Genomic DNA, 11,850 nt, shown 5'->3' with positions numbered 1-11,850 from the left:
ATAAGTCAGCGTAGCTACAAAAATAGACTACCCAGATACCTGACAAATTCTGCGAACTCGAGTATCCGAAGTGATACCCCAACGACTCTCCACCTGTTCCCCCAACGACAATGCAGAAAAAGTTCCTTCACACAATCAAAGGACATTCCTGGCGGTACTTCCTCTCAGTAGGGGCGATCGCCCTCATCTACTTTTTGGCGTCCAAATTCGCCATTTCCACACTCACACTGAGTTCAGAAGTATCCCCCATGTGGCCAGCAGCAGGAATTGCCCAAGTTGCACTCCTGCTATTCGGGCGTCAACTGTGGCCAGGCGTCGCCATCGGCGGCTTCCTGTTTAGCATGAGCGACCCTTCAACTAACATCGCCAGCGCCTTCATCTCCGCCAGCGGCAGAGCTTTGCAAGCATGGACAGGAACTTACCTGCTGCAACGGCTTCACTTCAGCGCCGGACTCGATCGACTCAAAGACATCTTAGGAATAGTCGGACTAGCAGCCTTCGGCTCTACCCTGATCAACTCCACCATCGGCAGCCTCGTCCAATGTCTCACAGGCTTATCTAGCTGGAGCAATTTTGGCAGAATTTGGGCGACTTGGTGGGTGGGAGACGCCATGGGAATTTTGCTCATCGCCCCCCTGATCCTGACTTGGCGTGAATTACCCTCCATCAAAGCCGATCGCCAGCAGATTGTCGAACGCGCTATTTGGCTGCTGCTACTGCTAGCCGTTGGCTGGCTAGTCTTCTGCTCCCGCACCCGTGCCGCCTACGCCCGCTATCCCCTCGAATACCTACCCTTTCCCCTAGTAGTTTGGGCCGCCTTTCGATTTGGTCAGCGCTACACCGCCCTCTCCAACTTCATCCTGTGCGGCTTCGCCATCTGGGGCATAGCCAGAGGTAGCGGCCCTTTTCTCAAACACGCTAGCAGTATCCCCCAAGCACTTTTATCCCTGCAAGCATTCATTGCAGTCATCGCCGTTACAGGCTTAGTCTTAGCCGCCACCGTAGCCGAACGTCGCCAAGCAGAAACCTTCCTGCGAGCTAGCGAAGCCAGCCTCGCCAATGCGCAGCGCATCGCCCAGTTGGGCAACTGGGACCTAGACCGCATTACCACACAACTGCGCTGGTCTGATGAAATTTACCGCATCCTGGGACAACCGCCCAGAAGCTTTGAACCCAGCCTAGAAGCTTTCTGGGAATATGTACATCCAGACGATCGACAATTAGTCAAGACATCCATTGAAGCTGCTTTATTTCAAAAACAGCCCTATAGCATCGACTACCGACTATTACTCCCCGACGGCTGCCAGCGTACCGTCTGCGAACAAGCCGCCGTCAACTCTACCTATATCAGCAGCACTGTCCAAGACATCACAGACCGCAAGCGAGCCGAAGCAGCCCTCCGTTCCTCCGAAGAGAGATTTTCCAAGGCTTTTCACGCATCACCAGTCGGCATCAGCATCTGCACCCTCACAGACGGCTGTTTTCTAGATGCCAATGAAAGCTTTTTGCGCCAGCTAGGCTGGGAACGCAGCGACTTCCTCGGCCACAATGCCGACGAGTTGAAAATGTGGGTCAACCCAGAAGACGGACCGCGACTGGCCCAGACTTTGCAATCGCAAAATTCCATCAGCAATGAAGAAGTATTAATTCGCACCAAAACAGGCGAAGAACGCGACTGGCTGCTGTCGGTGGAACTGATTTACCTGGGCAGCACCCAGTGCGTTTTAATCATGACCAGCGACATCACCGAACGCAAACGAGCCGAAGAATTCCGCCGCGACAAAGAAGCAGCCGAAGCGGCAAATCGCTCCAAAAGTGAATTTCTCGCCAACATGAGCCACGAACTGAGAACCCCGCTGAATGCGATTATTGGCTACAGCGAACTTCTACAAGAAGATGCCCAAGACCTTGGTGCCGAAGAGTTTGTCGATGACCTCAAGAGAATTAGCACCGCAGGTCAACACTTGCTAGCAATTATTAAAGATATTCTTGACTTTTCTAAGATTGAAGCTGGTCGCATGAAACTAGACCTGGAAAATTTCAGTATCTTAAGTTTGGTTGAGGATGTGGCTGCTATGATTGCCCTGCAAGCAGACAAAAATTCTAATATTTTAGACATACAATGTGATGACGATATTGGCGATATGTATACAGATTTGACTAAACTCCGCGAGTGCTTGCTGAATCTTCTGAGCAATGCCTCTAAATTTACTTTCTCTGGGGTGGTGACTTTCGCCATTACCCGCCAACAAGTCCAAACTACCGAAGAGTCTACAGTATCAGAGCCTGTTGATGGAGGACAAGAAAATAATGCACCTGGGATATCTCTCCAGTCTACATTTCAAGACTGGATCATTTTCACTGTCAAAGATACTGGCATCGGTATGACTCACGAGCAATTAGCCAGAGTGTTCGAGCCATTTACCCAAGGCGATTCTTCCAGCACCAAAAAGTATGGTGGAACAGGTTTGGGACTGACAATTACAAAAAAATACTGCAAAATGATGGGCGGAGATGTTACAGCTATCAGCGAGTTGAATCAAGGCTCTATTTTTACAATTAGGCTTCCAGCCAAGTTCAGCGAAACTTCGACAATTGATTTTTAATGTTAGATTTGGGCTGAAAATTTAGAGTAATTGACACTCGACTACCTATACTTAAGAAAGTTGCTTACAAAGCACGATAAATTATGCATCCTCACCTCCAGCGCCAACTCGCACAACTTAATTTAACCGACCATTCTACCCTTCCGACTGCCGAGCAGTGGGAGCGATTTTTAGAAGAGATCGGTCAAAGCTATCACAGCAATGACCAGCGGGTGTTGGTGAAACCAGCTTCAGAAAACTCGGAGCCAGAAGCGCTACAGTCTGCTCTCGATGCTCCACAGGTTTCAGAAATCCATCGACTGCGGGCCACTGTCAACAACTTAGGTGCAGGACTTTTTATCCTGGATGCTGAGGGAATTGTGATTGGTGTTAACCCAGAAGCCGAACGCCTGTTGGGATGGCGAGAGTCGGAACTCGCAGGGGTGGTGCTGGCTTCGCGCATCGCCTCCAAACAGAGGAAAGGCAAAAAATCAAAGGTTGTAAGTTCCCAGCCACAGGAAGCAAACAAGAGCCAACAGTCACCGATCGCCACTAAACTATCTTTACAAGAGGCGATCGCCTCTGGTCAACCTTACAGTAATTCAGAGGACGAATTTCTCTGCCGCGATGGGAAAATTTTACCCGTTTCCTATTTTTTCAATCCCGCCGATGGTGGCGCTAACATCTCCGTCGTAGTATTTTTTGACATCGGCGAACAAAAGCGAGTTGCTAGAGAAAAAGAGCGATCGCTCTCTATGCTACAATCAGTTTTAGAATCCACGGATGCGGGTATTATTGCTGTTGACAATAATGGTAACGTGTGTAACTACAATCAAAATTTTCTCGAAATGTGGGGTTTGTCGGAAGCACAGCAATTAAGTCGATCGACTGTCGGCACTCTGCAAAAACCCACTAAAACCAGCTTTCCCTTTGCCCTGCGCCAATTAAAATACCCCCAAGGATTTCTCAAAAATGTGATGAAAGTGTCGGCTCATCCAGATACTCAAATAGACGACTTATTAGAATTTAAAGATGGGAAAATTCTAGAATTACATTCCCTGCCCTCAAAAGTCGGCTCAAAAATAGTAGGCAGAGTCTGGAGTTTTCGAGATGTTACCGAACGTAAAAGAGTAGAAAAAGCGTTGCAAGAGCGAGTTGAGTTCGACCAATTAATTACCAGTTTATCAACACATTTTATCAGCCAGTCAGTATCAGAAATAGAGGGAGGTATCGTTCAAGCCCTAGAAGCGATCGCCATAAAAACCAGCTTCGATCGCAGTTACATCTACCTGTTATCCCCAGACAAAAATAAATTTAAAAACAGCTACGAATGGTGTCAAACAGGGAGACAGTCCCTGAGAGAAAAAAGACCAGAAATATCAGTTGAACAAATCCCTTGGCTAGGGGGAAAAATAGCAAAATTTGAAAGCTTATACATTCCAGAAATAAACGAAATAGAGGAAATAAAAATATTAGAAGTAGCATATTTTGACGAAAATGAAGCAGCGGAATCAAGCCACAAATACCAATTTAAAAATCCTAATAATAACTCCCTGAAATCCTTGGCATCCCTGGGAGAATCCCTGCAAAAATTTCCAATTAAAGAAGCTATCAAAAGCCTGCGGTCATTGATAATTATTCCCCTAGTTTGCAGTAAAGAATTAATCGGATTTATAGGATTCGATAGCCAAAAAGAAACAACAAGTCGATCGCCTGAAATATGCACCCAGCTCAAAATAGTAGGAGAAATGCTCGCCAATGCCCTAGAGCGCCAGCGAGCAGAATCCGCCCTGAGACAAGCCGAAACAAAATACCGCAGCATCTTTGAAAACGCAGTGGAAGGCATATTCCAAATCACCCCAGACGGGCGTTACATTAGTGCCAACACCGCACTAGCCCGCATCTACGGTTACGATTCCTGCACCCAAATGCAAAACGAACTGGCAGATGCCAACAGCCAATTTTACAGCGCCCCCCACCGACGAGCAGACTTGATTGCAGTCATGGCTGATGTCGGTGAAATCTCCAAATTTGAGTCGCAAGTATACCGCCGAGATGGTACCCAAATCTGGATTGCTGAAAACGCCCGCAGCATCTGCGACGACAACGGCAACGTTCTATACTACGAAGGTACTGTAGAAGACATCACCGATCGCAAACAAGCTGAATCAGCCCTCCACCAGGCTCTAGAAGCAGCAGAATCAGCAAACCGTGCCAAAAGTACATTTCTGGCCAACATGAGCCACGAACTCCGTACACCCCTCAACGCGATCATCGGCTACAGCGAAATGCTTCAAGAAGAAGCCGAAGACTCTGGGAACGAGGCCTCAGTCCCGGATCTAGAAAAAATCCGCACCGCCGGCAAACACCTGCTATCCCTGATCGACGACATCTTAGATATCTCTAAAATTGAAGCCGGGAGAATGGAACTGTACCTAGAAACCTTTGACATCCCATCCCTCATACAGAGTGCGGTGGCTACCGCACTCCCACTGATCGAAAAAAACGGCAACATCCTAGAAATTTACTGCCCTGACAATCTCGACACCATGCACGCAGACATGACAAAAGTGCGACAGGTACTACTGAACCTGCTGAGTAATGCCGCTAAATTTACCCAAAATGGAAAGATTGCGATCGGAGTCGAAAAAATTAAAAATGAAGAGTTAAGAATCAAAAATCAAGAGGAATCTGGTCAAATTTTAATTTCCAATTCGGAATTTTTAAGTTTCCGTGTCGCCGACACCGGAATCGGCATGAGTCCAGAACAATTGCAGCGAGTTTTCCTACCTTTCACCCAAGCTGATGCTTCAACAACCCGTAAGTACGGGGGCACAGGTTTAGGATTGGCTATCAGCCAGCGCTTCTGTCAGATGATGGGTGGCACCATAGAAGCCAACAGCAAATTGGGTATCGGCAGCGCTTTCACCGTCATCCTACCCAGCCAAATCAAACTGCCGGAAATACCAGAAAACACCGTCCCAGACAGCAGCAGCCCCCTGGGTTCAAATACGATAGGGACTATTCTAGTCGTTGACGATGACGCGATTTCGCGGGATTTGATCCAACGCGCTCTGACTCGCCAAGGACTACACATAGAACTCGCCACCAACGGGGAGCAAGCCTTAGCCCTCGCCAAGGAACTGCACCCGGATGCCATTACTCTCGACGTGATGATGCCGGGAATGGACGGCTGGGCAGTGCTCTCAGCCCTGAAGGCAGATCCAGACCTTGCAGAAATTCCCGTAATCCTGCTATCCTTTGTTGGCAACAAAAGCCTCGGCTTTGCATTGGGTGCATCGGACTATCTCACCAAGCCAGTGGACGGCAAAAGGCTGGCTACTTTGTTGAGGAAGTACCGACGCCACCAAGACAACCGGGCAAATAACAATTTGAGCTGTCAGATCCTAATTGTGGAAGATGATGTTGCCACCCGCAGAATACTGCGACGCATACTAGAAAAACAGGGCTGGGCAGTAACCGAAGCCGATAGTGGGCGCGCTGCTCTCGATCGCCTAGACGTTTCCCGACCCAACCTGATCCTACTGGATTTGATGTTGCCAGAAATGGATGGCTTTGAGTTGATTACCGAAGTTCGCAAATTGAACTCTGGAGATCCAATACCGATTATTGTGATCACGGGTAAAGATTTGACACCAGCCGAAAGCCAACAGCTAAATGGTTGTGTCGATCGCGTGCTATTTAAGGGAGTCTACAGTTGCGATACTTTGCTGCGCGACGTTCGTTCTATAGTGAATGACAGATTCGATCGCAGGTACGGCTCGAAAGACAAGGAGGGAACCAATGGCTAAAATCCTGTTGGTCGAAGATAACGAAATGAACAGAGATATGCTGTCAAGACGCCTAGCTCGCAAGGGACACGAGGTGTTTATTGCAGTGGACGGTGCCGAGGGAGTGTCCATGGCGATTGCCAAAGTACCGGATTTGATTCTCATGGATATGAGTTTGCCAGTGCTCGATGGATGGCAAGCAACCAGGCAAATTAAGGCGGCTCCAGAAACTAGCAGGATTCCGGTGATTGCCCTGACGGCTCATGCTATGGCAGGCGATCGAGAAAAGTGTTTAGATGCTGGTTGTGACGACTACGACACCAAACCTGTGGAATTTCCGCGACTTTTGGGTAAGATTGAACTGCTTCTGAAAGAGGCTATGACATGAAAGGTGATGAGAGCAGAGTTCTAGTTGTTGACGACAATGAAGTAAACCGCGATTTACTGGCCCGCAGACTTCAGCGTCAAGGCCACGCGGTGACAGTTGCTGAAGATGGTGTCCAAGCTCTAGAATTGATGCGCTCTGCGCCTTTTGATTTGGTTCTGCTTGACATTATGATGCCCCAAATGAACGGGTATCAAGTCCTGGAAAACCTGAAGGCGGATGAGAGATTGCGCTACATCCCAGTGATTATGATTTCGGCGGTGGACGATATTGACAGTATCGTCCGTTGTATCGAGTTGGGGGCGGAAGATTATCTTTCTAAACCCTTTAATCCGGTGCTATTGAAGGCCAGGATTAGTGCTTGTCTGGAAAAAAAACGGCTGCGCGATCATGAGCAAGCTTATTTACAGGAGTTAGCCGAGGAACAGGGGAAGTCCGAGCGTTTGCTGCTGAATATCTTACCCCAGGCGATCGCCGAACGCCTCAAACAGGGAGAAATTACGATCGCCGACAGTTTCTCTGACGTGACTGTGATGTTTGCAGATTTGGTTGGTTTTACTAAGCTTTCGACTCACTTATCCCCCGCGGAGTTGGTGGAATTGCTCAACCAGATTTTCTCGAAATTTGATGAGTTGGCCGATCGCTACGGACTTGAGAAAATTAAGACCATCGGCGATGCTTATATGGTAGTTGGTGGTTTGCCCACACCCAGTGACAATCATGCTGAGGCGATCGCCTCTATGGCGATCGACATTCTAGCAGCCATTAGCAAGATGCGAACCAAAGGCGATCGACCACTCAGCATCCGCATCGGTATCAATACAGGCCCAGTGGAAGCTGGGGTAATTGGTACTAAAAAGTTTACCTATGATTTATGGGGAGATACAGTAAATATCGCTTCTCGGATGGAATCTCAAGGTGTACCCGGAGGGATTCAGGTGACAGTTGCTACCTACGAACGGCTACGGGATAAGTACATTTTCCAGAATCAAGGCGTGCTTCATGTGAAGGGCAAAGGAGATATGATTACTTATCTGCTGTTGGGTCCAAAGGGTTAACAGCAGTTGACATTTTACCTAGATTTACCTAGGTTTTAGTTACTAAATTCTCGGTAAATTGACGAACAGACTAATTAGCGTTGATGATTTCGATCAAAAGAGAAGGTGTAACCTTTGAAAAAGACCTCGCCAGCGACGTTTCGGAAATAAAAGAAACTCATTGAAAAACTTGCAAATCCTGCGCGAAGCGATTAATATACTAGGATGCAACCACATTGAGAGGTCGAATCAATGGCTACCTTAACTTATTGTAAAGGCTTGCTCACGCCAGCAGATGAACTCAACGAACTTGGATTTACAGATTTCGAGATGTTCTTAGAAGCTTACGCCCCAATTTTCAGGGCGGCAAGTATTGAAACAGTCAACCACTTACTTTTAAATACAGAATGCAACAAGTCCGACTGGAACACACACTTACAGCAAACCTACAGCATCAATAAGCGCCATGCAAATGGCGTAATTAGTGCGGCCTCATGTCGTGTAGCCGGCGCTAAAGAACACAGAGTTTTACACATAAAGACTCTTGAAATCAAGATTAAATCCATTAGTGCATGGCTCAAGAAAGCCGAACGTAAGTTGGCATTAGCCCGTAAATTTTATGCCAATAAAAAATGGCATAATTCAAAGACAGGTTGTAATTTTCCCATAGCTTGCTCGCTCCAATACAAATCTACCAATTGGCAGAGTTTACGCTTTCAAATACACAATAAAAAGCGTAGACTGACCCTGTTAACGAATAGGATCGAACACTTAAGAGTCAAGCCAATCAAAGTCGTCGTCCCTCACGGTGATATTTTTGTCGTCGGCTCTAAAGACGAGTCTTTTGGCAATCAAGTCTCCCAGTGGAATGGGAGCGAAATAACTTTTAGAGTCCCCAAATGCTTAGAGTCACGATTCGGGAAAGCTGTATCTTCCGAGGTTGGTGATTTCAATCGCAACATAAATAGACTACCAGAATGCGGGGCTAAGACCTGGCACTTCTACCGTAAAAACGGAAAGTGGGTGATTGCCGTGCAATTTACTCCCAAGCCTGTGAATCAAGTTTCTAGAAATAGGATGTACGGTTGCATTGGTATCGATATGAATCCTGGTTCTATTGGGTGGGCGTATGTTGATACTGAAGGAAATCTCAAAGCCAAAGGGCAGATTCCCTTGCAGATGGGCTTACCAAATGGCAAACAGCAGGCTCAGATTGTTAATGCCTGCCTGCAACTAGCAGTAAGAGCCACGGAATTGGAATGTCCCGTAGTTTGCGAAGAACTAGATTTCTCAACAAAAAAGCAATCTCTAGGGGAGGAAAGTAGAAAGTATGCGCGGATGTTATCGGGCTGGGCATATAGTGAGTTCTACAAACAACTCAGTTCTATTTTGTCGAATCGCGGAATTGAGCTAATTGCAGTCAACCCAGCTTACTCAAGCATTATCGGCTTGGTGAAATACTTAAAAATGTATGGCTTAGCCAGCGACGAATCGGCTGCACTGGTGATTGCTCGCAGGGCCATGAATAAGAGTGAAAAAATACCTCGCTCCTTAACCGCCTATTCCGAGATGAACCCGGAAAAGCACGTTTGGAGCGAGTGGAACCAACTGAATAAAAAGATCAAACGTTCGGCTGTAATATCACGTCGCTGTGATTATTATAGCGTTTCTAACTGGAGTTTCTTGGTCAACCTCGACACCGAGGAAGCGCAAGCACTAAGAAAGAACGTTTAAAGCTTATACCGCAGAGCTTACCCTGGTTTACCTAGGTTTTTATAAGCGGTTAATTAGCTAAACAGACGGGAATCCCCACACTATACCGCCTCGGTTAGTGTGGGATGAAAGGCGTGTGAGGCGAGGATTCCGCCCACTTGCAATCTAACAATCAAAGATGTTAGCAGTAAGCGGGCGGATGACGAGACGAGCAAATCTTTAAATATCACTTCAAGTCCGATCGGCATTGTATCTGCGAGAACTTTGTGACAATACTTAGTCGTTAACACTAAGCGAAATTTGAGGTCGGAAACCCATCTAGCCTTAGGAATAAAATATGAGCTCATTTGCTTGACACTAAATGTACATCCTGATAGGCTAGCTTTAAGTAAAGCGTAAAGGTCGTAACGCGATGAAAGTAACGTATCAGTATCAATTCTATCCAGACACTAATCAAAAACAGAAGCTCAATCACTGGCTGAGGATTTGCCGTTATTGGTATAATCGCCAGTTAGGCGACAGATTCGATTGGTGGGATATGAATCGGACTGGTATTGATGCTTGTCCACTAATCAGCAGTATTTCTAATCCTAGGGAAAAGCCTAATTACTACAACCAAAAAGCTTTACTACCAGTTATCAAAAAAGACTTGGTAAAAGTTGGTCATAGTGGTGAATTGTTGGATTTTAAGCAAGTAGATTCTACGGTCTTGCAAGATGTTTCCAAACGAGTAGACAAAACATTTGAGCGATTTATCATCGGCGATAGTAAAGGTGGGAAATCAGGTAGACCTCGCTTTAAAACTGAAGCGGACTACCGGACAATGGCTTTTGCAACTGCTAGCGATGATTGGATTAAGCTAGTCCGCAATGACTGGCTTTATATTCGACTACCAAAACTAGGGGTTGTCAAAGTTCGGATGCACCGCTCCATCCCAGATGGATTTACTCTCAAGCAAGCTAGTGTCACTAGAAAAGCTGATGGTTGGTTCATTCAATTAATGCTTGAAGACACATCAGTGCCTGAGTTCACCCCCGATGGGGTTATGCCAACTTGGGACAACTCAATTGGTTTGGACGCGGTACTTCATGAGAATGTTTATCTAGCAACATCTGAGGGTAAAAAGCTATCTTCACTCAAGCCACTACGCAAGAACCAAGCTAAGCTAGACCGGATTTCGACCAAACGGAACAAGCGTAAAAGAGGAAGCAAGGCTAGGCGAAAGTTGGCTAAAAAAGAGGCGCGTCTGCATCAACGAATTGCTCGTTCTCGCCAAGACTTTCAGTACAAAGTTGCTCACAAGCTTGTACGAACAGGTGCTAAATTCTTTTTCCATGAAGACCTAAATCTGAAGGGTTTAACCAAGCGGAACAAGGTAAAACAAGATGATGATGGGACTTACCTCCCCAATGGTCAATCAGTTAAGTCAGGACTGAACAAGTCTTGGCTGGATGCTGGATTCGGTCAATTTTTCAAGACACTGGACTACATAGCCGCAAAAGCTGGAGCAGTTGTCATTTCAAAAAAACCTGCTTATACCTCAATGGTACTCAGTTATCGGAATGAAATTATTTTCACCCATTGCAGTATTCGAGATTATTGGGATGAGCAAAACTCTCTGATGGTTGACCGCGATATTAATGCCGCGATTAATTTAAAGAGACTGGGGTTGGACATTTTCCCCAGTATAAAAAGCCGTGGTGGGAATCTTTCTATAGTAGGAACTATGGATGAAGCGTACCAGAAGGAAATTTTGTATACCCTTAGTAGGGCTGCAAAGATGCCCACGTCATAGCTGTACTCGGCTTGACGTGGGAGTATGTCACTCTTTTAACCAATAACAAATAACAAATAACAGTCAACAAATACAGAAATATCGAATGAACGTAAATTCTAACCTTTTAATGTACGCCCAATGGGCAGGAATTCTCACAGTGGCTTTCGCTGTTTTCACGGTGATTGCCTTTATCTTGCAGTGGGGTTTTCGCTTCCGCTTGGTAGGAGTTACTAGCTTTATGGCAGTAATTGCTGCTAGTATATTTGGCCTCGGTTTAGGATTGTTTACTCGCACAGAAATTCCCGGTGCTGTGCGCTATTCTCTAGTTTACGATACAGGCGGCGCTCAAACTGTAATTACCGTGCCACCGACTATCGCCCCATCAGAGTTGGAAGCGACGATGCAGCAAGCTGCTGCGGATTTGTACTCCCCAGGCCGCTCTGGACGTGGCAGAGACTACATGACTATTAAGGTACGGACAATTATACATCCAGAGCCAGGAGTCTCCCAGCCACTGTTTTTGGGAGAGGTGAGGCGATCGCTCGCTACTCGATATGATGAC

The 11,850-nt window shown here is 46.6% G+C and carries 8 protein-coding genes; 7 read left to right on the top strand and 1 reads right to left on the bottom strand.

The features are described 5' to 3' along the window. Positions 1-110 precede the first annotated feature (110 nt). The 5 genes from AAFP11_RS09245 (at position 111) to AAFP11_RS09225 (ending at position 9,532) form a co-directional block, all read left to right on the top strand. Positions 111-2,606 (top strand): MASE1 domain-containing protein, encoded by a 2,496-nt coding sequence (locus AAFP11_RS09245; protein ID WP_341736782.1) that lies wholly within the window; start codon positions 111-113, stop codon positions 2,604-2,606. Positions 2,607-2,689: 83 nt separating this feature from the next. Then, positions 2,690-6,397, top strand: a complete 3,708-nt coding sequence (locus tag AAFP11_RS09240; protein ID WP_341736781.1) for a response regulator — start codon at positions 2,690-2,692, stop codon at positions 6,395-6,397. Continuing rightward, a complete protein-coding gene (locus AAFP11_RS09235) occupies positions 6,390-6,764 on the top strand; it encodes a response regulator (protein WP_341736780.1) in 375 nt (124 codons plus the stop codon). The genes AAFP11_RS09240 and AAFP11_RS09235 overlap by 8 nt, the downstream gene beginning before the upstream one ends. Beyond that, positions 6,761-7,819, top strand: coding sequence for an adenylate/guanylate cyclase domain-containing protein (locus tag AAFP11_RS09230; RefSeq protein WP_341736779.1), 1,059 nt, complete (start codon positions 6,761-6,763; stop codon positions 7,817-7,819). Before AAFP11_RS09235 ends, AAFP11_RS09230 begins: the two co-directional genes overlap by 4 nt. A 231-nt stretch (positions 7,820-8,050) precedes the next feature. After that, positions 8,051-9,532 carry a hypothetical protein gene (locus AAFP11_RS09225; RefSeq protein WP_341736778.1) on the top strand — a complete coding sequence of 494 codons (1,482 nt, stop codon included), beginning with the start codon at positions 8,051-8,053 and terminating at the stop codon, positions 9,530-9,532. Positions 9,533-9,612: 80 nt separating this feature from the next. Here AAFP11_RS09225 and AAFP11_RS09220 read toward each other — a convergent pair whose 3' ends face one another. After that, complete coding sequence (locus AAFP11_RS09220) at positions 9,613-9,858, bottom strand: hypothetical protein (protein WP_340520374.1); 246 nt, start codon at positions 9,856-9,858, stop codon at positions 9,613-9,615. A gap of 65 nt (positions 9,859-9,923) precedes the next feature. Here AAFP11_RS09220 and AAFP11_RS09215 point away from each other — a divergent pair, with 65 nt between their 5' ends. Both AAFP11_RS09215 and AAFP11_RS09210 read left to right on the top strand, forming a co-directional pair. Next, positions 9,924-11,306 carry a transposase gene (locus AAFP11_RS09215; RefSeq protein WP_341736777.1) on the top strand — a complete coding sequence of 461 codons (1,383 nt, stop codon included), beginning with the start codon at positions 9,924-9,926 and terminating at the stop codon, positions 11,304-11,306. A gap of 85 nt (positions 11,307-11,391) precedes the next feature. Then, positions 11,392-11,850 (top strand): Ycf51 family protein (locus AAFP11_RS09210; protein ID WP_341736776.1); only part of this gene is annotated, 459 nt, incomplete at its 3' end.

Source organism: Microcoleus sp. CAWBG640 (assembly GCF_020883015.1).
Classification (GTDB): Bacteria; Cyanobacteriota; Cyanobacteriia; order Cyanobacteriales; family Microcoleaceae; genus Microcoleus; species Microcoleus anatoxicus.
This window is presented reverse-complemented; position numbering and strand designations above follow the sequence as displayed.

Coding starts and splice junctions, on each gene's coding strand:
- AAFP11_RS09245 (WP_341736782.1), top strand. CDS start 111: ATGCAGAAAAAGTTCCTTCACACAATCAAAGGACATTCCTGGCGGTAC.
- AAFP11_RS09240 (WP_341736781.1), top strand. CDS start 2,690: ATGCATCCTCACCTCCAGCGCCAACTCGCACAACTTAATTTAACCGAC.
- AAFP11_RS09235 (WP_341736780.1), top strand. CDS start 6,390: ATGGCTAAAATCCTGTTGGTCGAAGATAACGAAATGAACAGAGATATG.
- AAFP11_RS09230 (WP_341736779.1), top strand. CDS start 6,761: ATGAAAGGTGATGAGAGCAGAGTTCTAGTTGTTGACGACAATGAAGTA.
- AAFP11_RS09225 (WP_341736778.1), top strand. CDS start 8,051: ATGGCTACCTTAACTTATTGTAAAGGCTTGCTCACGCCAGCAGATGAA.
- AAFP11_RS09220 (WP_340520374.1), bottom strand. CDS start 9,858: ATGAGCTCATATTTTATTCCTAAGGCTAGATGGGTTTCCGACCTCAAA.
- AAFP11_RS09215 (WP_341736777.1), top strand. CDS start 9,924: ATGAAAGTAACGTATCAGTATCAATTCTATCCAGACACTAATCAAAAA.